General features: G+C 70.7%; 23 protein-coding genes. 9 read left to right on the top strand and 14 right to left on the bottom strand.

Annotation, left to right across the window (positions count from 1 at the left end; translation table 11 throughout):
• Positions 1-319 precede the first annotated feature (319 nt).
• Positions 320-496 (top strand): hypothetical protein, encoded by a 177-nt coding sequence (locus DDV73_RS27845; protein WP_154402667.1) that lies wholly within the window; start codon positions 320-322, stop codon positions 494-496.
• Between the two features lie 17 nt (positions 497-513).
• Here the strand turns inward: DDV73_RS27845 and DDV73_RS08180 are convergent, their stop codons facing one another.
• The 10 genes from DDV73_RS08180 to DDV73_RS08135 all read right to left on the bottom strand — a co-directional run bounded on the left by DDV73_RS08180 (position 514) and on the right by DDV73_RS08135 (position 13,328).
• On the bottom strand, positions 514-933 hold the full coding sequence (locus tag DDV73_RS08180) for a hypothetical protein (protein WP_109506755.1): 420 nt from the start codon (positions 931-933) through the stop codon (positions 514-516).
• Between the two features lie 26 nt (positions 934-959).
• Positions 960-2,489: a hypothetical protein gene (locus DDV73_RS08175; protein WP_109506754.1), complete on the bottom strand. Its 1,530-nt coding sequence runs from the start codon at positions 2,487-2,489 to the stop codon at positions 960-962.
• Between the two features lie 49 nt (positions 2,490-2,538).
• On the bottom strand, positions 2,539-4,284 hold the full coding sequence (locus DDV73_RS08170) for a hypothetical protein (protein ID WP_109506753.1): 1,746 nt from the start codon (positions 4,282-4,284) through the stop codon (positions 2,539-2,541).
• A gap of 77 nt (positions 4,285-4,361) precedes the next feature.
• Positions 4,362-6,305 carry a peptidoglycan DD-metalloendopeptidase family protein gene (locus DDV73_RS08165; RefSeq protein ID WP_109506752.1) on the bottom strand — a complete coding sequence of 648 codons (1,944 nt, stop codon included), beginning with the start codon at positions 6,303-6,305 and terminating at the stop codon, positions 4,362-4,364.
• A 12-nt stretch (positions 6,306-6,317) separates the two neighbouring features.
• Positions 6,318-6,908, bottom strand: a complete 591-nt coding sequence (locus DDV73_RS08160) for a hypothetical protein (RefSeq protein ID WP_154402666.1) — start codon at positions 6,906-6,908, stop codon at positions 6,318-6,320.
• Positions 6,905-8,884 carry a hypothetical protein gene (locus tag DDV73_RS08155; protein WP_109506750.1) on the bottom strand — a complete coding sequence of 660 codons (1,980 nt, stop codon included), beginning with the start codon at positions 8,882-8,884 and terminating at the stop codon, positions 6,905-6,907. The genes DDV73_RS08160 and DDV73_RS08155 overlap by 4 nt, the downstream gene beginning before the upstream one ends.
• Positions 8,881-11,604: an ATP-binding protein gene (locus tag DDV73_RS08150; protein WP_109506749.1), complete on the bottom strand. Its 2,724-nt coding sequence runs from the start codon at positions 11,602-11,604 to the stop codon at positions 8,881-8,883. The genes DDV73_RS08155 and DDV73_RS08150 overlap by 4 nt, the downstream gene beginning before the upstream one ends.
• A 49-nt stretch (positions 11,605-11,653) precedes the next feature.
• On the bottom strand, positions 11,654-12,073 hold the full coding sequence (locus DDV73_RS08145) for a hypothetical protein (RefSeq protein ID WP_109506748.1): 420 nt from the start codon (positions 12,071-12,073) through the stop codon (positions 11,654-11,656).
• 15 nt (positions 12,074-12,088) lie between these two features.
• The gene (locus DDV73_RS08140) at positions 12,089-12,391 is read right to left on the bottom strand and encodes a hypothetical protein (protein ID WP_109506747.1); all 303 of its coding nucleotides are present in this window, start codon (positions 12,389-12,391) and stop codon (positions 12,089-12,091) included.
• Between the two features lie 265 nt (positions 12,392-12,656).
• Positions 12,657-13,328: a GntR family transcriptional regulator gene (locus DDV73_RS08135; RefSeq protein WP_109507148.1), complete on the bottom strand. Its 672-nt coding sequence runs from the start codon at positions 13,326-13,328 to the stop codon at positions 12,657-12,659.
• A gap of 124 nt (positions 13,329-13,452) precedes the next feature.
• Between DDV73_RS08135 and DDV73_RS08130 the strand changes: the two genes are divergently transcribed.
• On the top strand, positions 13,453-14,367 hold the full coding sequence (locus DDV73_RS08130) for a dimethylarginine dimethylaminohydrolase family protein (protein ID WP_109506746.1): 915 nt from the start codon (positions 13,453-13,455) through the stop codon (positions 14,365-14,367).
• Positions 14,368-14,783: 416 nt separating this feature from the next.
• Positions 14,784-15,863: a histidinol-phosphate transaminase gene (gene hisC, locus DDV73_RS08125; RefSeq protein ID WP_109506745.1), complete on the top strand. Its 1,080-nt coding sequence runs from the start codon at positions 14,784-14,786 to the stop codon at positions 15,861-15,863.
• 112 nt (positions 15,864-15,975) lie between these two features.
• Here the strand turns inward: hisC and DDV73_RS08120 are convergent, their stop codons facing one another.
• On the bottom strand, positions 15,976-17,244 hold the full coding sequence (locus tag DDV73_RS08120; protein WP_109506744.1) for an MFS transporter: 1,269 nt from the start codon (positions 17,242-17,244) through the stop codon (positions 15,976-15,978).
• Positions 17,241-17,831 carry an ArsR/SmtB family transcription factor gene (locus DDV73_RS08115; RefSeq protein WP_109506743.1) on the bottom strand — a complete coding sequence of 197 codons (591 nt, stop codon included), beginning with the start codon at positions 17,829-17,831 and terminating at the stop codon, positions 17,241-17,243. Before DDV73_RS08115 ends, DDV73_RS08120 begins: the two co-directional genes overlap by 4 nt.
• Positions 17,832-17,913: 82 nt before the next feature.
• Here DDV73_RS08115 and DDV73_RS08110 point away from each other — a divergent pair, with 82 nt between their 5' ends.
• The gene (locus DDV73_RS08110; protein WP_109506742.1) at positions 17,914-18,852 is read left to right on the top strand and encodes a cation diffusion facilitator family transporter; all 939 of its coding nucleotides are present in this window, start codon (positions 17,914-17,916) and stop codon (positions 18,850-18,852) included.
• Positions 18,853-18,857: 5 nt separating this feature from the next.
• Here the strand turns inward: DDV73_RS08110 and DDV73_RS08105 are convergent, their stop codons facing one another.
• Positions 18,858-20,012 carry a MalY/PatB family protein gene (locus DDV73_RS08105; RefSeq protein WP_154402665.1) on the bottom strand — a complete coding sequence of 385 codons (1,155 nt, stop codon included), beginning with the start codon at positions 20,010-20,012 and terminating at the stop codon, positions 18,858-18,860.
• A gap of 52 nt (positions 20,013-20,064) precedes the next feature.
• On the opposite strand from DDV73_RS08105, the gene DDV73_RS08100 reads away from it, so the two are divergent.
• Both DDV73_RS08100 and DDV73_RS08095 read left to right on the top strand, forming a co-directional pair.
• Positions 20,065-21,396, top strand: a complete 1,332-nt coding sequence (locus DDV73_RS08100) for a TolB family protein (protein WP_161962321.1) — start codon at positions 20,065-20,067, stop codon at positions 21,394-21,396.
• Between the two features lie 24 nt (positions 21,397-21,420).
• Positions 21,421-22,074 carry an NAD(P)H-binding protein gene (locus DDV73_RS08095; RefSeq protein ID WP_109506739.1) on the top strand — a complete coding sequence of 218 codons (654 nt, stop codon included), beginning with the start codon at positions 21,421-21,423 and terminating at the stop codon, positions 22,072-22,074.
• Here the strand turns inward: DDV73_RS08095 and DDV73_RS08090 are convergent.
• A complete protein-coding gene (locus DDV73_RS08090; RefSeq protein WP_109506738.1) occupies positions 22,071-22,535 on the bottom strand; it encodes a hypothetical protein in 465 nt (154 codons plus the stop codon). The two genes, DDV73_RS08095 and DDV73_RS08090, sit on opposite strands and share 4 nt — an antisense overlap.
• A 242-nt stretch (positions 22,536-22,777) precedes the next feature.
• On the opposite strand from DDV73_RS08090, the gene pdhA reads away from it, so the two are divergent.
• From pdhA to DDV73_RS08075, 3 genes are read left to right on the top strand one after another with little or no spacing between them, the layout of a single operon-like run.
• Positions 22,778-23,947: a pyruvate dehydrogenase (acetyl-transferring) E1 component subunit alpha gene (gene pdhA / locus DDV73_RS08085; RefSeq protein WP_109506737.1), complete on the top strand. Its 1,170-nt coding sequence runs from the start codon at positions 22,778-22,780 to the stop codon at positions 23,945-23,947.
• Positions 23,947-24,930 (top strand): alpha-ketoacid dehydrogenase subunit beta, encoded by a 984-nt coding sequence (locus tag DDV73_RS08080; protein ID WP_109506736.1) that lies wholly within the window; start codon positions 23,947-23,949, stop codon positions 24,928-24,930. The genes pdhA and DDV73_RS08080 overlap by 1 nt, the downstream gene beginning before the upstream one ends.
• Position 24,931: 1 nt before the next feature.
• Positions 24,932-26,410, top strand: coding sequence for a dihydrolipoamide acetyltransferase family protein (locus DDV73_RS08075; protein WP_109506735.1), 1,479 nt, complete (start codon positions 24,932-24,934; stop codon positions 26,408-26,410).
• The last annotated feature ends 30 nt before the right edge of the window (positions 26,411-26,440 follow it).

The raw sequence follows: 26,440 nt of genomic DNA, 5'->3' as shown, positions 1-26,440 counted from the left end.
CATCGGGGCCTGAGCGGCCATGGCACGCACATCGCTGCGTTGTCGTCGGTCGACGGGCCACCGGCCCGCCTCCCTCCGACGCCTTGCGCTGCACGCACCCTGACCACTCAGACCCTCGAAGAACTCCCGGGCGTTACCACTGGAGCACCGTTTCCAGCGGCTGACCTGCGGCGAGACACTTGTTGGGGTGGGTGGCAATGCGGGCAACGCCGGGTATAGCCTGTTTATGGCTTTTGTTCCTTTGGTCGCTATTGCGTGAGCATTCGCACCCAGGGACAATCGCTGCTAACTACTGGTCTCGGGCCCCGGGAGGGATCCAATGGCGGTCAACAAGAAAAACCTCGGCATCGGTGCTGGTGTGCTCTTCATCGGTTACTGGATTTTCACCGACCCGGCCGGCCTGGCTCAGCTCACCAAGGATGGCGCCTCCGGTGGCGCCGGCCTGACTGGTGACCTGTTCTCGGCGGTCATCGACTTCACCAAGGAAGCAACCTAGGCGTTCTAGCACCGCTTTCATGAAGTCGGGTCTACCCAGAGATTGATGAGGGAGTAGACCTTCGAACGGGGACAGACCGGCGGACGCTTGCCCTCAGGAAGCGCCAGCCACGCGAAATAGCGCCACTCCTCCACGATCTTGACCCACTGACCCTCCGAATCGGTGAAGACCTCGCTGGCGGCCCGGTGGTTGTACACCGGGCCCTCGTCGGGATCGACGTAAATCAGCCGACGGCCCATCACCTGCCCGACGTCCTCCACCCGCACCAGACGGATGTCCGGCGGCGGGTCCGCGCGTTTGACGCGCCAGTTGGTGATGTCGCGCAGCTCGCCGTGCCCGTCCAGGGCGAGGTCCTCGAACGACGCCGCTATCTCCTCACCCAGCAGGGTTCGTAGCTCGTCGTCGTCCGGGATGCCCTCGCCTGGAACCCGCACCACGCCGCCCTCCCGTCAGACAGGAGGGACTACTTGGCTCTGAGCATGGTGCCGATGCCGCGGCACTTGGTGGTCACGGCGGTGCTGAGCGGGCTCGCCGGGAGCCGGCCCTGCCATCCGTAGTAGCCGGCCTTGGTGAGCTTGACCCGGTTGGACCAGTACGTGCCGTCCTTGTCGACCGGCACCCACACGAGCTTGTGCGGGAGGCTGGTGCTGCACCGGATCGCCGAGGTCGACTTGAACGGCCCGAACAGCCGGACCGGCACGCTTTTGCGGTATCCCGACGGCAGTTTGCTGACCCGCAGCAGCGCCCGCACCCGAGCACCGACGCTGACCGGCGAGTTGGGCTTGGTCACGGTGAAGCTCGGCCGGACCTTGGCCAGCGTGGTCGCGCCACACGACGAGGTGCGGAGGTTGACCGCGTTCTCGGGCACGTCGACGTGCCAGATGTAGTAGCCCGGCTTCGACACCCGGTAGCCCGGGAGGTCGTAGTTGCCGTTGGCGCGCACCCGGACCGACTCGGTCTTGACCGGGCTGCCGGAGCCGTTCCCGCAGGTGGCGGCGGTCTGGGTCCGGAACGGTCCGAAGAGGCGGACAGTGGCGTTACGCGCGACGTCATCGGCGCCGTCGACGAGCTTGAAGACGCCGGTCGCCGACTGGCCGGTCCGCATGTTGCCCGTCCGGGCGTGCAGGGTCACCTTCGGACGGGCCTGGATCGCGACGTTCTTGGCCACCGGGCGCGAACGCTTGACGTCGGCTACGACCAGCCGGGAGGCGCCACGACGGGTCGGCTTGCGGACCAGCAGCCGGTGCTCGGGCAGTTGGCCGACCGTGACCCGGAGCCGCTGGTAGCCGCCCTCTGGTGCGCGGAAGGTGGTCTTGGCCTTGCCGGTGGAGTCGGTCTGCAGCGAGACCCGCGAGCTGCCCGGGAAGGTCACCGCGACCGGCAGCTTCTCCATGGGCGCACCGCTATGAGTGGTCACCCTGATCGTGACCGGCACGGTGCCGCCGACAACGGTCCCAGGCGATGCGACGCGGATCCTGTAGGGGCCGGCGTACTTGGCGGACCGCTTGAGCATGAACACCGCCCACTCACGGATGGTGCTGCCCTGACCGGACTGGCTGAGCCGGGCCCTGGTCTTGCTGCCGTTGAGGCCGTAGGCGCCGCCGTACAGGAGGTGGTAGAGCGAGATGTCGACCGCGGCGGCCTGGAGGTTGCCGCCGTCGCCGGCCCGGCGGCCGTACTTGGACAGGATGTACGCCGCGCGGGCGGTGTCGCGGCGGGTGACCGTCTTGGGTCCGGCGCCGTTGATCCGCTGGGCGAGGAAGACCGGTCCGTAGGACGGCGATCCGGTTCGCGCGCCGGCGTCGATCCGGTAGACCACGCGCTTGGCGGCGGACCGGGAGCCGATCCAGCCGCCGGCGGCTTGGCCGGTGCTGGCGATGCGGAAACCGTAGTGGGAGCGGTCGGCGGTCGCGGCCGGGGCGGGGGCCACTGCGACACCGGCAAGCGCCACCGCACCGGTCACCGAGAGGGCGATCAGCGTGCGAGGTTTCATGGGGGCGGGACCTCTTCCTTCGATTCTGGGCCGCGGCGGGCCCACGAGACTAGGCGGGCATGTCCGGGTCGACCGGGCCTCCGGGCGAGCCGCTCGGGTCGTCCGGGTCGACCGGTCCGCCCGGCGGCGGGGTGCTGGCCGGGGGCGTCGGGTCGGGCTCCGGCTCGGGGTCAGGGTCGGTGGGGTCGGTCGGGTCCGTCGGGTCGGTCTCGGTGTCGGTCGGCGGCAGCGGTAGCGCCTCCACCTCGACCACGCCGCTCATCGGCAGCACGTTGGAGGCCTCCAGTTCCCAGCGAACCGTGCCGGACGGTACGTCGCGGATCAGGTACTTGGTCTCGCCGTTCTTCAGCTCGACGCTCTGGCTGATCGAGGGCTTGCCCTCGTCCTGCGGGTCGAGAGTGAGCTTGGCGTGCACCGTCTCGGGCGCCTTGAACGTGAACGCCACCACGGCCGCCTCACGCGGGTACGCGAAGGCGCCGACGGTCACGAGGTCGGCCTGCGCGAACGTGGGCGCGGGCACGGTCGGCTGCGCGGCGGCACCGGCCGTGGACTGCCTCGCGGAGCCGGGCGTCTCCGGCACGATCGCGGTCGACACGCTGTCGCCGGCGGTGCTGCCGGTCTGGCCGCCGTTGCTGTTGAACAGCGTGATCCCGAACGCGGCGAAGACCACCAGCGCCGCGGTGGCGATGATCGCCACCGCCGCCGTCCGGGCCTGTGGGCTGCCGATCGCCTGCGAGGCCTTACCGGTGAGGGAGGCCGCGGCGACCTTCGACTTGCCGCCCATCTCGGCGGCGACACTGCCGAGGCCGGCCGCGGCGACGCGGGTCTTGTCACTGGCCGTGGATGCCTTGGAGACCACGTCGGCCGCGGCGAGCTTGGTGCGGCCGCCGACGGCGCCCGCCTTCGCGCCGATCCCGGCGGAGGCGGCCTTGGTCGAAGCGCCGGCAGCCGCGGCCGTGGCGCCGATCCCGGCGGCCGCGGCCTTGCTGACCGAGCTGGCGCGCTGGGCGAGGCCGGGCGTCGGCTTGGCGTGGGCGCGTGTGGGGGCGGGCCGCTCGGACCGGGGCGTGCGCTCCTGCTTGGCCCGGGCCGGACGCTCGGCGGCGCGCGCTCCCGGCTCGGTGGCCGGAGACGCTGCCGGAGACGCAGTCGCTGCGGCAGTCGCTGCGGGCGCAGCAGGAGGAGCAGTCTTGCGGAGGTCGGGCTTCGGTGCCGCCGCCTTCTTCGGCGCCTTCTTCGGTACGACGACCTCGTCGGCGATGCTGGTCCGAGCGAGCGCGGCCTTGGCCGCCTCCTTCTCCTCGGCCCGCTGCCGGACCTTGGCTGCCTTCTCGGCGGCCCGGTTGGCCCGGTTGGTGGCGCGGACGTCGGCGCGGGCGCGGGACCGCTCGCGCAGCCGGGCGGTGCTGGCGGCGATGCCGGCGGCCGCGGACTTCGCCGGATCGGTCATCCGCGCGCCGAGGTCGCCGAGCTTGGCCAGCGCGGACTCGTCCGGCTCCTCGGGGAGGCGGAGGCCGCCGGCGCGGTCGGCGTACGCGTCGATCAGGGGGTCGTCCATCCGCAGCGGACGGACGTCGCTGGTGTGCCCGTCGGGGTGCACCAGCAGTGTGACGGTGGCGTTGTCGTCGACGGCCACCACCCGGACCGGCTTGCCCGAGGGCGCGGCGTATCGCTTGGTGACCTCGTCCAGCGCCGCCTTGTCCGGCTCGGTGCCGAGCGGGAAATGCAGTAGCTCCGTGTCGAGGAACGCGACATCGCCGGTCACGGTCACCGCGATGACGGGGGGAAGTTCCATATGCCTCTGCTCCGAGTGTGCGTCCGAGGGTCGGTCAAAGGGTACAGAGCCCAGTATGTCGTCAGAATCGTGATCGGTCATGTGGTCCCTCCCGATGAGAACCGCGTATAGATCAACGGGTGGTCGCTGATCCGTCCATTCGGGCTCTTGTCGACCTCGTGACCCGAGAACTGGATACCGGGACTTCCGAAGATCCAGTCGACCTGGCCGTAAGGGCTGGGGTAGCGGCAGCCGGTACCGTCGTTGCTGCCGCCGACGGCCGCATGCAGCTGACCGCCCGAGGTCATCGCGCAGAACGCCCGCTGGCGGTCATTGAAGTCGCCCATGAAGATCACGGGCACGCCGGTGTTCGCGCTGAGCCGCCGTACCAGCTGCCGCTCGTGCTTGAGCGCGAGCCTGGCGCCGGCGTCCTCGAGTGGGTTGTGCGCGCTGACCACGATGTACTCCGCGCCGGTCTCACGGTGCTCGATGACCGCTATTGGCAGGTGCAAAGTTCGCTTCGGCCACGGCACCGCCACCTGGTGGGTGCTGGTGATCGACCAGACGTCGGAGCGGACCGCGATCGCGCTGGCGGTGTTCTGGCCGCCGCTGAAGTGGTTGTACGGCGAGCCGCGGTGCACCTCCCAGTCGCCGTCGGCCAGCAGCGTGCGGTGCTGTGGCTTTTCGTACTCCTGCAGCGCGACGACGGTGATCCCGCGCGCCTCGAGCAGGTTCAGCGCCCACTTCATCCGGGTGACGCCCGACGCGTACGACGCCCGGAAGCCGCCCTTCTCGGTGTGGTGGTAGCCGAGCACGTTGAACGTCGCGGCCACCAGGTCCCTGCCGCCCGGGGCGCCGGCGGAGTCGTCGACCGGGAACACCCCGGGCAGCGGCTCGCCGACGTGGGTGGCCAGCCAGGGCGTGGGGTCGGACGGGTCCTCGTAGATGGTGCCGCCCGTCGGGTGCACCTCGAAGTGCAGGTGGCAGCCGAAGGAGTTGCCGAGGTTGCCGACCTCGCCGATCTGCTCGCCGGCCTGCACGATGTCGCCGTCCTCGACGCTCGCCGACTGCATGTGGGCGTACCAGGTGGACAGCGAGCCGGGTCCGCCCGTCTCGATCCGCACGTAGTACGGCCCGGCCCAGCTCGCGTGGCTCGGGTCGCGGACCACTCGGCCTCCGGTCGCCGCGAGCACCGGCGTACCGCAGCCGACCGAGAGGTCGGTGCCGGTGTGCATCCGGGACCAGGCACCGCCGGAGTCGCCGAAGTTGGTCTGGTCGTAGTAGCCGGAGCTCGCCGGCAGCGGGTAGACAACCGCGTCGCCGGCCAGCTGCAGGCACTCCTCGGAGCTGGTGACGTCGATGTCGACCACGCCGAGGCTGGTCACGATCCGGCGCGCGAGCGGTTCGTCGTCGGCGTAGGCGTCCGGGAACGCGGAGCGCTGTACCGCCTGCGCCGCGACTGTGATCGGCATCGTCTGCCAGCCGTCGATGTCGAGCAGGCCGGTGTTGTTGGTGTGCTTGGCGCGGCCGAAGAACGCCTGCGCGGAGAGGATCGGGTCCGTCACCTGCTCGGGCGTGCCCCAACCGGTGGACGGCCGCTGCTGGAAGAGGCCCAGCGAGTCCCGGTCGCCGTAGTCGAGGTTGCGCAGGGTCGACTCCTGGAGCGCGGTCGCCAGTGCAATCACCAGCCCACGTCCGGATACGCCGAGGTCCTGCCCGACGCCGACGATCGCCGCGGCGTTGCGCTCCTGCTCGTCGGTCAGCGAGGCCACCGTGGAGGTGTTGAGCATTCCCTCGAAGACGTTGTCGCCGGTCGCCGCCTCGACCGCGCCGCCGGTCGACGTACAGCCGCTGGACAGGGACGCGGCGCCGCCGTCGCCGGTCCCGGACATGGAGCCGATGATCGAGTTGATCATCATCACCAGCGCCAGGACGAGCAGTGCCAGCGCGGCGAGCGTGCCACCGATCACCAGGAAGGCGATGCGGCGGAGTCGCTGCGAGCGGGCGAGCTCGGCGACTACCCGGGCGGAGGCGGGATCCACGGCTCTCGTCCTCTACCCGTCGATGCTCGATGGCTCGTCGTCGCCGGGGGCGACCTTGACCACGCGCCAGCGGTCATCGCCGACCAGGGCGACGGTGACCAGCAGCGACTCGCCGTTGCTGAGCTTGACCACGTAGTCGCCGCGGACCGCGGTCGCGCCGAGCTCGAGCTCGGGGTCGCCGACCGCCTTGGTGCCCTCCTCCGGAAGGTTGCGTACGTCGGTGCGCGCGAGGCCGCTGACCAGCTCGGTGACGGCGTACGGACGGAGTGCCTCGGCGCGGTCGCTGGCGCTGCCGCGGAGCAGCCAGCCGCGAACGAACCCGGTCACGATCTGCTGGGTCTTGGTCGCCGGGGGAGTCGTGGGATGGGCTGAGGTCGAGGGGTCCGTAGGCCCCGGGCTCGGCTCGCCGCTGCTGTTGGGCGCGCTCGACGAGGGCGGCTGTGCCTGTTCGTTGTGCTCTGGCCGGTCCCGCGCGGCGTACCAGACGACCAGCGCGACCAGGGCCAGGCCGACCACGGCCGCGGTCAGGACCCGAGTACGCCGGGAGCCACCCGGGGTGCGGGTGCGGCCGCCGTCGCTGAGGGCGTCTGGGCGTCCCCTCACACGCCCACCCGAGAGCGATCGTCACGGGTCCGGTAGATGGGATAGAACTCGTTGCCGCGATCGTCGACGATCGGTGCGGCCGGCACGGGCTCGGGGATTCGGTTCTCGTCCCATGCGCCGCTGGTCCGGAAGATCTGGTGGTCGGCGAGCGAGCGCGGAACGGCGATAGTGGTGTGCGGCCGGGACACCACCTGGTCCTCGACCAGGATCGTGTTGCTGCTGCCGCCCGCGGCGAGCGCGGCCGGCTGCCGACGTGCGCCCACCGCGACGGCCATGGTCTCGATCTCGCGGACCGGTGGCTGCTCCGGATGGATCTGCTCGGCGAAGATCCGGGTCGGTGGTCGCTGCGGAGCGCTCGGCGCGTACGCCGGGGGCAGCGGTGGCAGAGTCTCCTGCTCGGCGCGGTAGCTGGTGCCGCGGTGCTTCGCCGACGGGGCCGGCGCCGCCAGCTGGCCGGCCGCCGTACCCTGCTCGACGGCCTGCTTGGTGAACGCGAAGTCGACCGCACCCTTGAGCATGCGGGCGCCGTACGAGTGGTACGGGTCGGCGCCCGGCACCATCGTCTTCAGGGTGCGGACCGGCTTGACGATCATGATCGCCGCGACGCCGGTGATCAGCAGCAGGATCAGCTTGACCATCAGCGAGGTGGGCGCGCCGAGGATGCCGGTCGCGACGGTGGAGTAGATGCCGGACGCGAGGATGAACTTGAGCCCCCCCATGAACGCGGCGGCCAGCAGGTCGATCAGTGACCGGGCCTTCTCGCGGTACTGCGGGAACACCGCCAGCAGCGCCACGATCGGGAAGCAGATGATGAAGACCCGGATCAGCAGCAGGCTGAGCCCGAGCATGAACTGGGCCAGGATGTAGAAGAAGCTGGTCACCCAGAGGTAGACGCCCATCAGGCTCGCGACCCCCGGCCGCGAGTCGGCGCCGTCCTTGCCAGTGAGGACGGCGTACGCGCTCTCGTCCTCGTCCTCGACCTTCCCGGCTACGTCCTTGAAGTCCTTCTGATGAGCTTTGACCAGGTCATCCATGGCCGTATGGCAGGCACCAAACGCGCAGGTCTGTTCGTCGGGCGCACCGTCCTCAACCCCTGGGTCCTGGCACTCGAAGCCGACGCATTCGTCGTCCTCAAGTGCCTCAAGCCTGGCTTTCTCCTTGGCCTCGGCCTCAGCGACCTCGGCGTACGTGAGGTGCTGCGCCCGGTACAAATCGGGCCCGTACTTCTTGGCTACCGTGCTGTCCGCGTCGCCCAGCTCGCCGGCGAGCCAGTGGGTGTAGACGACCTCGCGGAACATCACGTCGGAGAAGTCGGTCTCGGCGCCGAACGGCGCCTGCGCGATCTGTACGCCGCCGTCGACGACCTCCTGGAAGGTGTCATTGGCGCGCTGCGGGTACTGCAGGAGGAACATCGCGACGCCGACGATCAGCAGCGCACCGACGGCCGCGTCCGCGGTCTCGTGGAACTCCGCCTTCCGCGCGCGGTAGATCAGCCAGATGCCGAGGCCGGCGATCGAGAGCGGCAGCAGCAGGCCGACGACCTGGAACCGCATCTTCTCCTGGATCTCGGCGACGGTGCTGTCCAGGAAGTCGAACGGGTCGTCGGAGACCCAGTCCTCCATCGCGTCGCCCACGATGACCGGCAGCAGCGCCCAGTCGGTGAAGTAGTTGGCCTGCGCGGTCAGCGGCTTGGACGTCGGGTTGTTGAGCAGGTCCGGGCCGCAGCCGAGGTCGTAGGTGTTCCACTTGGTGCTGGGCCCGTAGGTGTCCAGCCAGGAGACGTCCTTGTCCTTGAGCGGGTCGCCCTTCGGCGGGTTCTTCGGCGGTGAGGTGCTCAGACCGAGCGGGCCGCTGTTGGGCGAGACCGGCGTGATGTCGCCCTCGCAGGCGGCCCCGGCCGGCGCCGCGCCAGGAAGCACCAGCAGCAACCCGGCGAACATCAGTACGCCGAGAAGCCGCCGGAGCGTCGTATTCATGCCGCTAACCCCTCATCGAGCCGGAACAGGTCCCGGGCCTCGTCGATGAACGGCGACGGCATCTCGTTGCCGGCCTTGATCCGGCGGTGCCCGGGCGTGGTGTTGAGCGCGGCCTCCAGTTCGGGGTACCAGCTGGCGTCGAAGCGCATCTTGTCGATCCGGCCGTACGGGTCGAGGAAGAGGAACTCACCGGTCCGGGCGATGTCGACCGGGTCGCCGGGCGCCGGCTTCGGCGAGAGGCCCTGGACGACGGGCGCGTACTCCTCCGGCGCGCGGACCAGTCGCATCGCGTTCTGTGCCGTCTGCAGGTCCTCGATCCGGCCGACGAACGCGCCGCCGATCAGCGACGCGATCGGGCCGACGGCGAGGATGTCGTCGGGGTTCTGGGAGGCTGGCACGACCTTGGCGTTGAACTTCCGGCTGTCGCGGCCGAGCCGGACGCCGAGCGCGCGGCCGGAGCCCCAGCGGCCCATGAAGTGGTTCTCGTCGAAGTAGGCGTCGACCCGGTCGTTGACCGGCCGCGAGTAGATGAACCGGGAGGTGTAGAACGCCGCGAGGTGCAGCAGCGGCTGGGCGTAGAGCTCCTCCACCGACCACTGCTCGCGGCCGAGGTCGGGGTCGGGGACGACCATGCCGGGCATGGTGATCACCACGAGCCGCTTGTCCTGCGCCTGGATGCCGAGATCGAGCTGGCCGTCCTCGGGGAACAGCAGCTCGCCGAGCGGGAACTGGCGCGCGTCGTGCAGCCGCTCGGCGACCCGCTTGCCGTCCTCGCCGAGGCCGTGGAGTACGTCGAAGATGTCGCTGGCGTTGACGGTGACGTCGCCGCCGAGGTGCCGGATCGCCTTGTGGAGTACGTCGTCCACGGCCCGGTCGCGGAGCATCGCCTCCGGCATCATCATCCGGAACGAGTCATAGGCCAGCTGCTTGCGCTCCTGCGAGGCGCGCCGGACCATCTGGTCGTACTCGCGGTCGTTGTCGGCCTTGTCGCGGCGCGGCTCGGGGACCAGCTGCCAGGGCGCGAGCGTGCCGGGGTGCGACTCGGTGAGGTTGAGCAGCCGCGAGTGCGGCTTGAACCGCGGCAGCTCGGTGAGCCGGGCGAGGGGCCCGGACGGGTCGAGCACGATCACGTAGTCGCCGAGCTCGACGTCGGTCGCGGCCATCGAGCCGACCGCGTGGCTCTTGCCGCCGCCCGGGTCGGACACCAGCGGGAACACGCCGGGTGCGTTCAACACCTCCATCGAGAAGTGCCCGTCGAAGAGCACCGCCCGCCGCGCGGTGCCGACGGTGTACCCGGTGTACGGGCCGGTCGGCGTACCGAGGGTGGACGAGACGTGTGGCATCGCCGCGGCGAGGTAGCCGACCGACATCCGGCGCTGGAAGCCGGTGGTGGACCACGGCTCACCCGGGATGAACTCGCGCAGCAGCTGCGCCTGACCGGACCCGTGGACCAGCTCGATGTGGTGGTCGCGGCCGTAGACCGCGATCAGGTCGCGGACCCGCTCCAGGCAGCGCTCCTCGGTGTCGGCGAAGACCGCGGCCCGGATCGGGCCCTGGAAGCGGACGGCCGTGCGGGAGTCGCCCTCGGTGATCTCGTCGTACGACAGCACGGCCTGGGAGATGGCCCGGTCGACGGCCGGCGGCGGCATCTCGTCGTGGTCCTCGTAGTGCTTCTTGATGCCCTGGGCGCGGCGCCGCTCGTAGTCGGCGACCGAGGTCAGCGTGTCCGCGCCGAGGAGTACGCCGGTCACCGACCACTCCACCGGGTAGGCGAGCCGCGAGGTCGCCAGCATCCACGGCGCGCGGCCGTCTTCCGGGAACATCCGGTCCGGCATCCGGCCGACCGAGACCACCGCGACGTACCGGGTGACCTCCCGGCCCGCGATCTTCGCCTGGATCTTCACCGTGGAGCCCATCGGCTTGTAGACCCAGTCGACCGGGTCCGAGAACGCATAGAGGTCGTCGGTCTCCCAGATCGGCTGCACCGGCGAGACCGGGAGCTGGACGGGCATGCCCATCGCGATCGAGCGGTGCCGGAGCCAGGCCATCTGCTCGGGCGTCAGCGGGCGGCCGCCGAGGTCGGTGGCGGCGACCAGCTCGTTGACCTTCTTGACCTGCTCGAGCAGCTTGACCACGTCGTCACTGATCGGCTCGCTGCTGGTCTCGGCGGCGTACAGGCGGCGCAGCGTGCGCTGGGCGGGCGCCGGGCCGACCCGGACGCCGATCATCGTGACGTTCTCGTCGACGGGCGCGGTGTTGAGCCGCTGCTGCTGCCGCTCGAGGAACAGGTCGAAGTCGCCGGCCTCGTTGGCCGGCAGCGGGTTGGGTGTGGCGTGCGCGAGCTTGCGGGCGAACTCGTAGGTCGGAAAGGGCTTGGAGCTGACCCGCCACTTGATTGCGTGTCCCGAGAGCTGGGCGAGGCCCTGGCGGACGTTGTCCCACACCTGCGCGCGCTTGTCGGCGGTGCGGAACGACCACTGCAGCGGGGTGAGCTCGTACCAGGCCCACAGGCTGCTGCCGGCGACCTCGAGGTGGCCGACGATGGCGGTCGTGGCGAGGTTCATGTGGGCGACCCGCGGGCCGGCGAGCTTGCCGGTCAGCCGGTTGACCAGGGGCTGCCGGGGGGCCTTGCCCTCGTCACCGAAGTCGAGCTTGGCCTCCTTGGCCAGCAGGTCCTTCGAGACGCCGCCCTTGCGCCGCACCTTGATGGTCTTGTCCACGAGTGCTTTTCCCTCCGCGTTTCGCCTGTTTGTACCGAGAAGTCGCCGGCTATCTGACCCAGCGGGTCGCTGGGTACAGCGCGCGCTGCGCGCCCTTGGTCAGCTCAACCGGCTCCAGCCCGCTGACCCGGTGGCGCCGCTCCTCCAGCTTTGAGAGCCGGGTGCTGTGCGAGAACTCCGCGCGGAGTACGCCGAACCACCAGCGCAGCGGTCGGTCGTAGTTGACCCACTTCGGCATCGAGGTCGTAACCCGGTAGGCGATGACCGGGCCGCCGAATGCGAACGCGGCCGCGAAGGCGACGTCCCACCAGGCCACGAGAAAGAAGATGAGGGGCGGGACCGTGAGCATCAGGATCACGAAGACGCCCCATTGCGGGTAGGTCCAGTCGACCGGCCACCGAGCCCCACGCGGACCCAGCCACATCGCCCGGAGGCGACGTGGCGCGTCGTCGGTGCGGATCGGCGGCATGGTGTCAGTGACCTGTCAGCTGCCCGAGCCGAACAGCAGGTTGCCGATCTTCTCGCCGAAGGCGACCAGGCTGAAGGTGCCGGCGCCCAGGCCGAGGAAGAGGATCCCGATCGCCGCGTTGAGCGAGATGTTGGCGACCTCGGCGGTGTCTGCCTTCTTGGAGCGACCGATGATCCAGAGCCCCACCAGGGTCAGGAGCAGTCCCCCGATGCCGATGAGGAACTTGGTGAGACCGTCGAGGTTGAGGACGCCGCCACCGTCGCCGTCCTCCGGTGGTAGAGCCAGCACCACCGTGTGCAAGATGTCCAGGCTCATCATCGTGTGTCCTTACGTGAGAGTTATGTCGTCTTGAGCGTTCATGCATTGCAACGACAAGATCAACTCTTGACAGCGCTATTCTGCGTGCCTTAGTCGCGGCTGCCAATTCGTGGTCCCACGCCTTGGCCCCGCGTTGGAGCGTTCCATAGAACTATCCCAAAAGGGACGCGCGCTTAATAGTCACCCCCGCCGATAGTTTCTCGAGACCCGCTATTTGCTTCTGGGACGGCCAGGCGGGGCGCCCATGACGCCGCTCCCGCCGGGGTCAGGGGAGCGCGAGCGCCTCCAGAATGTCCCGCTCGGCGCCGGCCAGGTGGGCCCCCAGGTCGGTGGCCGCGCCGTCGACGTCGCCACGCTCCAGCATCATCACCAGCCGGGTGTGCGAGCCGGCCTGGTCGTGTGCGTTGCGCCGGATCCGGTCGATCTGGGCCAGCGCGAGCCGGAGCTCGGCGTACAGCGTCTCGGCCATCGCCACCAGCCGCGGCGAGTCGAGCAGCTGTACGAAGCCGAGGTGAAAGGCCAGGTGGCGCTCGTTGAGAGTGTGGTACGACGCGCCCTCGCGAACCGCGGTCGTGTACGCCACCAGTGCATCGCGGAGCTCGTCGCGCAGGCTCTCGTCGGCCTCGGCCCAGCGGCGTACGCCGGCGAGCTCGAGCACCGCCCGGGCGCGGCACACGTCGCGGATCGATTCCGGGTCGGGGGAGGCGACCGAGACGCCGCGGTTGGGCTCGCGGACCGCGATCCCTTCGGCGACCAGGACGCCGAGGGCCTCACGCAGCGTCGAGCGCGAGACGCCGAGGGACTCGGCGAGCGCCACCTCGCGCAGCGGGGTGCCGCTCTCCAGCTCGCCGTCGAACACCGCCCGCCGCAGCTCGTCGGCCACCCGGTCCACGGTGGAGGCGAGCTCGAGGCTGAGGGAGCCGAACGGGTCGGTCATGCCGCGCATTCTTCCGCAGGCCTTGGCTCTCGTCTTGCCTCGTGGTCGCCCGCGCGTCACACTTGCGCTGTCGGATTGTCGGACAATCCGGCAATCAGAGAGTCCAACGATCCAAGGAGGCGAAATGACGGAGCCGACGACCGAGCAGACCACGGAGAGCCGCGAGCTCGAGTGGGGCAAGCACTATGTGATGGTCCGGCCGGACCACTTCCGGGTCGACTACGTCATCAACCCCTACATGGACACCGCCGTGCAGCCGAACCCCGAGCGCGCGATGGCCCAGTGGGAGCACCTGGTGGAGACGCTGCGGGGCCTCGGCGCCCGGGTCGACGTGCTCGGTCAGCGTGCCGACGCACCCGACATGGTCTACGCGATGAACCTCGGCCTTGGCGTGGTCGGCGCCCGCGGCCCGCAGGTCGTGATGAGCCACATGCGGTACGCCGAGCGCCGGATGGAGACCGCGACCGCCGAGCCGTGGTTCCGCGAGCAGGGCCTCGCCACGTCGTACGTCGGCCGCGACGGCGTCGGCGCCCACTTCGAGGCCGGCGACGCATTCGCGTTCGGTGACGCGCTGGTGGTCGGCTACGGCCCGCGCACCGAGGAGCTGGCGCTCAAGCACCTGGCCACCGACCTCGGCATCCGGGTCCGCGGCCTGCGGATCACCCACCCGGGGATGTACCACCTGGACCTGGCCTTCTGCCCACTCGACGAGCGCCGCGCCCTGGTCTGCCCGAGTGCGCTGGACGACGAATCGGCGGCCGCGCTGCTGGCGATGGTTCCCGAGCCGCTGGTGCTGACCGAGGAGGAGGCGCTGACCTTCTGCGCGAACTCCGTGGTCGTCGGCCGCACCGTGGTGATGCCCGCCTGCCCGCCGCGGGTCCGTGAGCAGCTCGAGGCCTGGGGCTTCGAGATCGTGCTCGTCGACATCGGCGAGTTCCACCTCGGCGGCGGCTCCATCCGCTGCCTCACCAACCCGGTCGACGTCACCGTCGGCCGCGACCTCCCCGCCGTACCCGCCGGCGAGGTCGTCCTGCCCTGAGCTGCAAGCAACCCTCTGTGGTTGCGCCCCTGCTCTGCGCCAGCGTGCGTGGACGGGGTCGCCGACCCGGCCCTTGTCGACAACTCGGTTGCTCGTGCCTCGCATCGCTCACGTCAACAAGGGCCGGGTCGGCTCCGCTTCGAGCTGCGCTCGAACGAGACCCGCCGTGCCCAGGTAGGGGCGTCAGGGCACGGCGGGTCTCGCCCCTTAGGTCGTCACCCAGACGATCAGCGTGTGATCGTGGCCTCCTGGCGACGACGCGTCTGGACCATCAACGCAAACCGGCCGTCGTGTCCGATATGCCAGAAGTGCCGTGAATGATTCGTTCAGGCTATTAGGCGCAGGGTGTCGCGATCGGCGAAGGCTCAAAAGGCTGCCGTAATCGCAGTCGGAAACCGCGGCACTACATTGGCGGCATGACCGAAGCTGCCGCCCCGCAACCGCGCCCGAATGTGCTGGCGATCCCGGCCTACGTGCCCGGCAAGCCGCCCGCCGCGCGCCCCGACCTGACGACGTACAAGCTGTCGTCCAACGAGAACCCGTACCCGCCGCTGCCGGGCGTGGTGGAGGCGGCGCGGGCGGCAGTGGCGCAGATGAACCGCTACCCCGACATGGGCGGCACCGCGCTGTACGCCGCCCTCGGCCGCCGTCTCGGCGTACCCACCGAGCACCTAGCGGCCGCAACCGGCTCGGTCGCGCTGATCTACCAGCTGGTCGCCGCGTTCTGCGACCCGGGCGACGAGGTCGTCTACGCCTGGCGGTCCTTCGAGGCCTACCCGATCGCGATCACCGCGTCGGGTGCGACGTCGGTGCAGGTGCCGCTGGCCGCCGGCGCCCGGCACGACCTGGACGCGATGGCCGCTGCGATCACCGACCGCACCAAGGTCGTCATCGTCTGCACCCCCAACAACCCGACCGGGCCGGCGGTCACCCAGGCCGAGCTGAACGCCTTCCTGGCCAAGGTGCCGTCGCGGGTGCTGGTCGTGGTCGACGAGGCGTACCTCGAGTTCGTGCGAATGGATGACGCGATCGACGGGCTCGCGACGTACCGCGCCCACCCCAACGTCGTTCTCACCCGCACGTTCTCCAAGGCCTACGGGCTGGCCGGGTTCCGGGTCGGGTACGCCGTCGCGCACGAGCCTGTCGCGGCTGCCCTGCGGGCGATCACGCTGCCGTTCGGCGTCTCGTCGGTCGCGCAGGCGGCCGCGGTCGCCTCGCTGGACGCCGAGCCGGACCTGCTGAAGCGGGTCGAGGCGCTGGTGGCCGAGCGGGCCCGGGTGGTGGCCGGCCTCCGCGAGGCCGGCTGGGACATCCCCGAGGCCCAGGGCAACTTCGTCTGGTTCCCGCTCGGCGACCGCGCGCTGGAGTTCGCCGCCGCCTGCGACGAGGCCGGGATCGTGGTCCGCCCGTTCGCCGGCGACGGCGTCCGGGCCTCCATCGGCGAGACCGAGGCCAACGACCGGCTGGTCGAGGTTGCTCGGGCCTTCCCGCGCTGACCCGGCCCGTCTTCACGTCAGACGCCGCTGACCCGGCCCGTATTGACGTCAGGCGACGCTGACCCGGCTCGTCTTCACACCGTGCGTGTCAACAAGGGCCGGGTCGGCGTCCTCACGCGTCAACAAGGGCCGGGTCAGCGTGCTCAGGCGTCAACACGGGCCGGGTCGGGGGTGGGCGGTCCATGGCGCGGAAGCGGGGGCCGGCGGTCGGCGCCATGGTGGCCACGAAGTAGGCGGCGCCGACGAGGAGCAGGGCCGGGCTGAGGCCGACTCCGGCGATCAGCGCGCCGCCCAGCAGCCCGCCGAGGGGCATCAGTGACCAGCACAGCGCGGTGTTGAGAGAGGTGACCCGGCCGGTCAGGTGCGGCGTGATCCGCTCGTAGATGACCGCGCCCAGCACCGGGTTGAGGAAGCCGGACGCGAAGCCGCCGACGACCGCCGTACCGAGGATCAGCCACATCGGCGAGTCGAGCGCGAGCGCCACGAACCGGGGAGCGCCACACAGCAGGAACGCGACCACGTAGACCCGGAAGCGCGGCAGCCGTTCGGCGAACGCCGCCGCCAGCACGCTGCCGCCGATCGACGCCGCGCTGAAGACCGCGAAGAGCACGCCGACCGCGGCGGCGCCGCGGCCGGAGTCGTGTGCCCAGACCGGTACCAGCACGACGGTGTACGCCTGGTCGAGCAGGTTGGTGACGGAGACCATCAGGCAGATGCCGACCAGCACCGGGTCGCTGCGCAGGAACCGCCAGCCCTCGCGCAGGTCGGTGACGTAGGAGGAGTCGCTCTGCACAGTCCGCTCGGGACGACCCAGACCACGGGTCGTCGCCGCCAGCGCGACCCCTGAGACCGCGAAGGACGCGGCATCGACCAGCAGCGCGTTCGCCGGGCCGACCAGCGCCACCAGGACGCCGGCGAACGCGGCGCCCGCGAACGCGGCGGTGCGCTCGATCGCGCCCTGCAGCCCGGTCACCCGCTCCAGCGGTACGCCGGCCATCTCGGCGATCTGCGGGACCAGCGCATACTTGCTGGCGTCCCCAGGCCCGCGCAGCGCCCCGGCCAGCGCGACCAGCATGAGCAGCACCGGGAAGCCGAGCAGGCCGGCCAGGTGCAGCAGCGGGATCAGGCCGACCACGATCGTGCTCAGCGCGTCACAGGTCAGCGTCACCCGGCGGGCGCCGAGCCGGTCGATGATCGGTCCGCCCAGCGCCTTCATCAGCACCAGCGGTGCCATCTCCGCGGCCGCGACCAGGCCGGTCTGGGTGGCGCTGCCGGTCGTGGTCAGCACGAACCACGGGATAGCGATCATCGACACCCGGGTGCCGGTGAGGGACGCGACGTCGGCGACCAGCCAGCCGAACAGGGGAGTACGGCGGGTCACGGCGTGCCCTCGTCCGGAGCGATGGCCAGCGTCCCGGGCCGGACGTACGCCTGCAGCGTGATCACGAAGTCGGCGACGTCGTCCCCGTCCTCGGGCTCCTCGTCCCACTCGCGGATGAGGTCGATGACGGCATCGACGAGGGCGCGGGCGCGGGCGGGAGTCAGGTGCAGGCTGAGGTCGCTGAGGGTGCTGGCGTCCTGCCATGCCCGCGGGAGCAGTGCCCGCTCCTCGACAGCCCGCTGCAGCCGCTCGGTGTTGACTACCGCCACCGCCTGCATGAACGCGTCGAACGAATCTCGGTCCTCCGGCATGTCGAGGTCGGCCGGGTCGGTGACGGTCGCCTGGTGCGCGGCCTGCCACCAGCGGTCCCGCCCGGTCCCGCGCTCGGCGTCGTCCACGATGAAGCCGTGCTGCGCGAGCTGGCGCAGGTGGTAGCTGGTGGCGCCACTGTTGAGGCCGAGCCGGGTGGCCAGGCCCGAGGCGGTCGCCGGCCCTTCGTGGCGCAGGATGCCGAGTATCCGCAGCCGGACCGGGTGGGCGAGGGCGCGCAGAGCTTCCGGTTCCGGGGTGATCGAGGTCAGTTCCATACCCGCCAGGCTAGACCGCAAAGACTTCTTTGCAAAGAGATGTTTGCAATTACCTCGGCGTCGGATTAGTTAGGGTGCCCTTATGGGCGCTGGGCACAGTCACGGGCACGGTCACGACCATGCCTCCGGGCGCGCGGCCGACCGGACCCGGCTGAAGCTGGTTCTGGTCGTCACCGCGTCGGTGATGGTGCTGGAGCTGATCGGCGCCTGGCTGACTGGGTCGCTGGCGCTGCTCGCCGATGCCGGCCACATGGCGACCGACGCCGGTGGCGTGGTGCTCGCCCTCGCCGCGTCGTACGTCGCGACCCTCAAGCCCGGCCCGCGCTCGACGTTCGGCTTCCACCGCGCCGAGATCCTGGCCGCACTGCTCAACGCGATGGTGCTGCTCGGGGTCTGCGCCTACCTCGCGTACGCCGGCCTGCAGCGCCTCGGCGACCCGACCCACGTCGACGCCGGCCCGATGATCGCGTTCGCCGTCGTCGGTCTGGCCGCCAACGCGGTCTCGGCGGTGATCCTGTCCCGCGGCGACGGCAAGTCGCTGAACATGCGCGGGGCGATGCTAGAGGTGCTCGGCGACCTGTTCGGCTCGGCGCTGGCGATCGCGGCCGGCCTGGTGATCCTGGCCTGGGATTTCCATCGCGCCGACGCCATCGCCTCGCTGCTGATCGCCGCGCTGATCGTGCCGCGGGCGCTGGTTCTGCTGCGCGACTCGGTACGGGTGCTGCTCGAGGCGACGCCGGAGGGCCTGGACCTGGACGACGTCCGCACCCACCTGGTCGGCGTCGCCGGTGTCACCGAGGTCCATGACCTGCACGCCTGGACCATCACCTCCGGCATGCCCAGCCTCTCGGCCCACGTCACTGTCACGGACGAGGCGCTGGCCGAGCGCGGCGTCGGCGCGGTCATCGACGAGCTCGAAGCCTGCGTCGCCGACCACTTCGCGGTCCGGCACACCACCTTCCAGGTCGAGCCGGCCACCCACCGCGCCCACGAGGACCTCGGCGAGACCGGCTGCGACTGAGCCGGTCAGCGCCCGGTGAGCGCGGCAGCGAGCCGGGTGACGATCGCGATGAGCCGGTCGGGTGAGGTGGCGATGTTGATCCGGGCGTGGCCGGCCAGGCCGGGGTGGTAGTCGTGGCCGCTGCCGAGCATCACCCGGCCCCGCTCCAGCGCGACCGCCGCCGGGTCGTCGTACCCGTAGCCGCGCAGGTCCACCCAGGCCAGGAAGGTCGCCTCCAGGGGCCGCATCCGCGCCTTCGGCAGCCGCTCGTCCAGCAGCTCCCTGAGCAGGCTGCGCTGCTGGTCGAGGCGCTCGACGAGCGAGGCGAGCCACGGGTCGCCGTGGGTGTACGCCGTCACCGCGGCGGCGATGCCCAGCGGTGAGTAGGCGTGGTTGCGGACCAGCGGCACCTCGCGCAGCCGCGCCAGGGTCCTCTCGGACGTGGACACCAGGTGCGCGCAGTGCAGGCCGGCGACATTGAACGCCTTCGACGGCGAGGTGACGGTGACCGCGTGCTCCGCCGTACCGGCCAGCGACTGGTACGCCGTGAACGTCGCGCCCGGCAGCGTCAGTGGCCCGTGGATCTCGTCCGCGATCACCTGCCCGCCGTGGGCGGTCACCACGTCGCGCACGCCCTCCAGCTCGGCCCGGGTGAACACCCGCCCCCACGGGTTGTGCGGGTTGCAGAGCAGCAGCACCCGGGCGCCGGCCGCGAACGCCTGGTCCAGCTCGTCGAGGTCCATCGCCGCGGCGTCCGCGTCCGGGTCCAGCGGCAGGTCGACCCGCTCGCGGCCGGTGAGGGGGATGACGTCAAAGAACGGCGGGTACGCCGGCGCGTGCACGACCACCGGGCCCGGCTCCGCCCACACGTCCAGGGCCAGCCTGATGCCGCCGATCACGTCGCCGACGACCACGCTGGAGTCCGCGGGCAGCTGCCAGCCGAGGTGGCGAGCGGCGAACCCGGTGTACGCGGCCCCGACGCTGCCGTCGTCGGTCGGATAGCCCGCCCCGCCCGCGGTGACCAGGTCGGTCACCGCGGCCGCGACCACGGGGTCGAGCGCGTAGTCCATCTCGGCCACCCAGGCCGGCAGCACGTCCGGGTCGACCGTGCCCCACTTCAGCACCAGCGCCCGCCGGGCCTCGTCGTCGGTCAGGTCCACAATCGGTCGTCCCTCGCTCACGACACCCATCATGGTCGGTCCACTTTCGGCGCGAGCAGTGCAGGATGGCTGCATGATCCGACAAATCGGGATAATCGCGACGCTGGCCGGCGCCGTCCTCACGGCCGTCGGCCCTGTCGGCGCACTGTCGGTCAAGCCGCCGTTCACCGAGAGGGTCTCGGTCGCGACCAGCGGTGCTCAGGCGAACAACGGCATTACCTCTGAGCCGGCGATCAGCCGCACCGGCCGGTACGTCGCGTTCCACAGCCAGGCGAAGTCCCTGGTCGCCGGCGACACCAACGCGGCGTACGACGTCTTCGTCCGCGACCGGCGCACCGGCAGCACCACCCGCGTCTCCGTGGCCAGCGACGGCAGCGAGGGGAACCGCGACTCGCTGCAGCCGTCGATCAGCGCCGACGGCCGGTACGTCGCCTTCCGCAGCCTGGCCGGCAACCTGGTCAAGGGATACACCGACCGCTGCCACGGACCGTGCTGGGAGAGCTATGTTCACGACCGCCGCAGCGGCCGCACCCAGCGAGTCTCGGTCGACAGCGATGGCCGCGAGGGCGACGGCCACTCCGCCGGCCGGCCCTCGATCAGCCCGGACGGCCGGTACGTCGCCTTCACCAGCGATGCCAGGAACCTGGTCGCCGACGATGGCAACGGCCTCGAGGACGCCTTCCTGCACAACCGGCGGACCGGCCGCACCGTGCGGGTCTCGCTCAGCTACAAGGGCGCCGAGGCCGACGGCCACTCGTTCACGCCGGTGGTCAGCCGGGGCGGTCAGTACGTCGCGTTCACCAGCCTGGCGAGCAACCTGACACCGGGCATCGGCAACGGCACCCGCAACGTGTTTCTTCTGGACCGCGCCGCCGGCAGCCTGACCCGGCTCTCGGTCGCCCGCGACGGCACCGACGCCGACGCCCTGTCGGAGCGACCGTCGATCAGCGTCAGCGGCCGGTACGTCGCCTTCAGCAGCCGCGCCACCAACCTGGTGGCGGGCGATCACAACGGTCTCGGCGACGTGTTCGTGTACGACCGGGTCGCCGCGACCACGACCCGGGCCTCGGTCGCCGATGACGAGGCCGAGTCCGAGGCGGCATCGCTGACCTCGATCGTCGGCACCCTCAGCGCCGACGCCCGGTACGTCGCCTTCAGCAGCACGGCCGGCAATCTGGTCCCCGGCGACACCAATGGCCGCTCCGACATCTTCGTCCGCGACCTGCGCCGTGGCACCACAATCCGGGTCTCGGTCGGGGACAAGGGCGCGCAGGGCAACGGCGCCTCGGGCACCCACTGCCTCTCCTCGGACGGCCGGCACGTCGCCTTCGGCAGCCTGGCCACCAACCTGGTTCCCGGAGACACCAATACGGCCTGGGATGTCTTCGTGGGCCGGACCGGCTGAATCCTGCTGGTTAGCCTGGCGATCATGAAGGTCTTCCAGATCGGGGCGGCAGGAGGCGTCGGGCGCCCGCTCGCTCGGCTGCTCACAGCGCGAGGCGACGAGGCGACCGGGATGCACCGGGCACCTGCCCAGGCGGAAGTGATCCGGGAGTCCGGCGCGACGCCGGTCACCGGCGACCTGATCCACGACTCGGTCGCGGAGCTGGCCGCCAAGCTCGCCGGGTACGACGCGGTGGTCTTCACGGCCGGTGCACACGGGACCGGCATGGAGCTCACGACGGCGATCGACGGCGATGGCCTGGTCAAGGCGGCCGCGGCGGCGGCCGAGGCCGGCGTACGGCGGTTCGTGCTGGTCTCGGTGTTCCCGGACGCCGGGCGGGACCGGGAGACCAGCGAGGGCTTCGAGCACTACATGCGGGTCAAGAAGGACGCGGACGCGCACCTGGTCCGCACCGACCTCGACTGGGTCATCGTCCGGCCGGGCACGCTGCTCGACGAGCCGGGCACCGGCCTGGTGAGCGCGGACCTGGCGATCGGCTACGGGTCCGTGCCGCGCGAGGACGTCGCGGCGTTCATCGACGCCGTCCTGCACGAGCCGGCCCTCAGCCGGGTCATCGTCGAGCTCACCTCGGGCACGACTCCGGTCGGTGAGGCAGCCGCGCGGCTTGCCGGTCGCTAGGAGCGAGCGAGCCGCATCAGCATCGCGTCGTACGGCCCGGGTGCCGCGCCTTCGATTCCCTCGGGGACCACGTTGTGCATCACCAGCGTGAGCGCGTCGGACGCGACGGTCAGCTCGATCTCCCAGCGCCAGACCTCTGAGTAGACGTAGCCGCAGCGCATCGTCGCGCCGGCCACCTCACCGGTGAACGCGGTGGCGGTCTCCTGGTGCCAGGTGTCGGTCCAGAGCACCGCGACCTCCGCGTCGGACTCCGCGCAGCCGACCACGATCACGCCGCTCTGCGGGCCGTCGTCCGGGTGCGCCCAGGTGTAGTCGAGCGCGGCCAGGTTGCCGCCGGCGTACGCCGTGACGCGGGCCGTCGCGGCGGACTCGGAGGCGGGGTCGGAGGGCATCAGCCGGAACTGGTGACTGCCGGCCCATGCCTGCCCGGTCGCACCATCGAGGAGATCGACGTAGGTCATGGTCGTTACGGTACGCATCTGACACCCGAGGTCCCCAGGGCTTGATTGGTGTAACAGGATCGTCGCCAGGTACGTTATTCATGCGTCCTTGTGGCCCCAGTCACATGACTCTGGGCCCCGCGGTCGCAGCCAACGCCACGGGAGGGAACCGTGCGGCGATCTACCTGTCGCCGGCGTCCCCTCCAAGCCCTGACCCGCGCGGCAACCCCGCAGGTGGCAGGACGAGTCGAAGGAGCGCAACTGTGTCGCAGTCGGCAGACTTCGGGCCGGACCTCGTCGAGGTCTTCGGCCCATCCCAGCAAGACGGGGGACCGGAGCTGATCCAGCTGCTCACCCCGGAAGGTGAGCGGGTCGGGCACCCGGACTTCTCGTTCGATCCCGGCGAGGGACAGGACGAGGCCGAGGTCATCCGCGGCTTCTACCGCGACATGGCCCTCACCCGTCGCATCGACACCGAGGCCACCGCCCTGCAGCGGCACGGCGAGCTCGGCATCTGGGCCCAGCTTCTCGGCCAGGAGGCCGCGCAGATCGGCGCCGGCCGGGCCCTCCGCCCCCAAGACTTCGTCTTCCCGACCTACCGCGAGCACGGCGTCGCCTGGTGCCGCGGTGTCGACCCGCTCAGCCTGCTCGGGCTGTTCCGCGGGGTCGACCAGGGCTCGTGGAACCCCGCCGACAACAACTTCGGCCTCTACACGATCGTGATCGGCGCCCAGGCGCTGCACGCCACCGGCTACGCGATGGGCGTCCAGCGCGACGGCGCGGTCGGCACCGGCGACCCGGACCGCGACACCGCGGTGATCGCGCACTTCGGTGACGGGGCCAGCAGCCAGGGCGACGTCAATGAGTCGTTCATCTTCGCCGCGTCGTACAACGCGCCGGTGGTCTTCTTCTGCCAGAACAACCAATGGGCGATCTCGGAGCCGATCGAGCGGCAGACCCGGATCCCGCTCTACCAGCGCGCGCTCGGCTTCGGCTTCCCCGGCCTGCGGGTCGACGGCAACGACGTGCTCGCGACGTACGCCGTCACCAAGGCCGCGCTGCAGCGGGCCCGCGACGGCCAGGGCCCGACGTTCGTGGAGGCGTACACCTACCGGATGGGCGCCCACACCACGACCGACGACCCGACCCGGTACCGGCTCAGCGACGACGTCGAGAACTGGAAGCTGAAGGACCCGATCGCCCGCGTCGAGGTCTACCTCAAGCGCAACGGGCTCGCCGACGACGACTTCTTCGCAAGCGTCCAGGCCGAGGCCGACGACCTCGGGGTCCACCTCCGCGAGGGCTGCAAGGCGCTGCCGGACCCGAAGCCGCTCAGCATCTTCGACCACGTCTTCACCGAGATCACGCCCGAGCTCGAGGAGCAGCGCGACGGCTACGCGGCGTACCTCGCTTCTTTTGAGGGAGCGCACTGATGGCTACCAGCAAGATCACGCTCGCCAAGGGCCTCAACATGGGCCTGCGCAAGGCGATGGAGAACGACCCGAAGGTCCTGGTCATGGGCGAGGACGTCGGCAAGCTCGGCGGCGTCTTCCGGATCACCGACGGCCTGCAGAAGGACTTCGGCGAGGACCGGGTCATCGACTCGCCACTGGCCGAGTCCGGCATCGTCGGTACGGCGGTCGGCATGGCTCTGCGCGGCTACCGCCCGGTCGTCGAGATCCAGTTCGACGGCTTCGTCTACCCGGCGTACGACCAGATCGTGTGCCAGGTCGCCAAGCTGACCTTCCGTAGCCAGGGCAAGCTCAAGATGCCGATGGTGATCCGGATCCCGTTCGGCGGCGGTATCGGCGCGGTCGAGCACCACAGCGAGTCGCCGGAGGCGCAGTTCGCGCACACTCCCGGCCTCAAGGTGGTCGCCTGCTCCAACCCGGTCGACGGCTACTGGATGATCCAGCAGGCGATCGCCCACGACGACCCGGTCATCTTCCTGGAGCCGAAGCGGCAGTACCACGCCGACAAGGCCGAGCTCGACGAGTCCGCGACGCCGGAGCCGCTGTTCCAGTCGCGGGTGGTGCGTACCGGCACCGACGTGACCGTGCTCGCCTACGGCCCGACCGTGAAGACCGCTCTCAAGGCCGCCGAGGCCGCTGCCGGCGAGGGCAAGTCGCTGGAGGTCATCGACCTGCGCACGCTGTCGCCGCTGGACATGGCTCCGGTCTTCGAGTCGGTACGCCGCACCGGCCGGGTGGTCGTCACCCACGAGGCGCACGTCAACCTCGGCATGGGCGCGGAGCTGTCCGCGCGGATCACCGAGCAGTGCTTCTACTCGCTGGAGGCCCCGGTGCTGCGGGTCGGCGCCTTCGACACGCCGTACCCCGCGTCGCGGATCGAGGAGGAGTACCTCCCCGACCTGGACCGGGTCCTGGACGCCGTCGACCGCACTCTGGAGTTCTGACGTGGCTGAGTTCTTGCTGCCCGATGTGGGCGAGGGTCTGACCGAGGCCGAGATCGTGGCCTGGAAGGTCAAGGTCGGCGACGTGGTCGCGATCAACGACATCATCGTCGAGATCGAGACCGCCAAGTCGCTGGTCGAGCTGCCGTCGCCGTTCGCCGGCACGGTCCAGGCGCTGATGGTGCCGGAGGGCGAGACGGTCCCTGTCGGTACCCCGATCATCGCGATCGGCGACGCGGCGGAGAAGCCGGCCGAGGCGCCACCGAAGGTGGACATCGGCGAGATCGACCTGTCCAATCCCGCGGCCAGCGGCGGCGGCGAGGGCGAGTCGCTCGTCGGCCGGCAGAAGGCTGAGCGTGGCCCGCAGCGCCGTCCCCGGCGAGGCTCCGCGTCGCCGGCCACTGAGTCGGCAGCGGCCACGCAGATGCAGGTCCAGGGCGCGTTCGCTCCGGGCGGTGCCCAGTCGCAGGCGGTCGTGGAAGCCGACGAACCGGCTGTGCCCGCGGTCGCCGCCGCGACGCCGGCCGCGCCCGAGTTCGTGCCCGCTGCCGCGGCCACCCCCGGCGCCGTCCGGGCACTCGCGAAGCCGCCGGTCCGCAAGCTGGCCAAGGACCTCGGCATCGACATCGCCACCATCGCCCCCACCGGCCCCAACGGCACCGTCTCCCGCGCCGACGTCGAGTCGGCGGCCTCGGGTGGAACGTCATACGCTCCGGCAGCTACTGCTGTCGCTTCGTATGACGCCCCCACGGGTACGGCGGGACAGACGGAGCGCGAGTGGCGCGAGCCGATCAAGGGCGTCCGCAAGATGATGGCGCAGGCGATGGTCGACTCGGCGTTCACGGCGCCGCACGTCACGATCTGGAAGACGTTCGACGCCACCCGCACCATCGAGTTCGTGGACCGGCTCAAGCAGCGCAAGGAGTTCCGCGACGTCAAGGTGTCGCCGCTGCTGATCGTGGCCCGGGCCGTGATGCTGGCGGCGCGCCGTACTCCCGAGGTCAACTCGTTCTGGGACGAGGCGGCACAGGAGATCGTGTTCAAGCGCTACGTCAACCTCGGCATCGCCGCGGCGACGCCGCGCGGCCTGGTCGTGCCCAACGTCAAGGACGCCCAGGACCTGTCGCTGCTCGAGCTGGCTCAGGCGTTCGGTGACCTCACCACGACCGCGCGCGAGGGCAAGACCCCGCCGGCCGACATGAGCGGCGGCACGTTCACGATCACCAACGTCGGCGTCCTTGGCATGGACGTCGGGACCCCGATCATCAACCCGGGCGAGTCGGCGATCCTCTGCTTCGGCACGATCCGCAAGCAGCCCTGGGTGGTGACCGGCGCCGACGGCGCCGACGAGATCGCGGTGCGCCACATCACCACGATGGCGCTCTCCTTCGACCACCGGCACATCGACGGCGAGAAGGGCTCACGCTTCCTCTCCGACGTCACGTCGCTGCTCGAGGACCCCGCAACCGCCCTGCTGTTCTGACCCGCTCCGGCGGCCTGTCTCTTCCGGGCC

Origin of the sequence: Nocardioides speluncae, assembly GCF_003121585.1 — a bacterium.
GTDB lineage: Bacteria > Actinomycetota > Actinomycetes > Propionibacteriales > Nocardioidaceae > Nocardioides > Nocardioides speluncae.
Note: the sequence above shows the minus strand (reverse complement) of the source record. Positions and strands in the feature narration are given on the sequence as shown.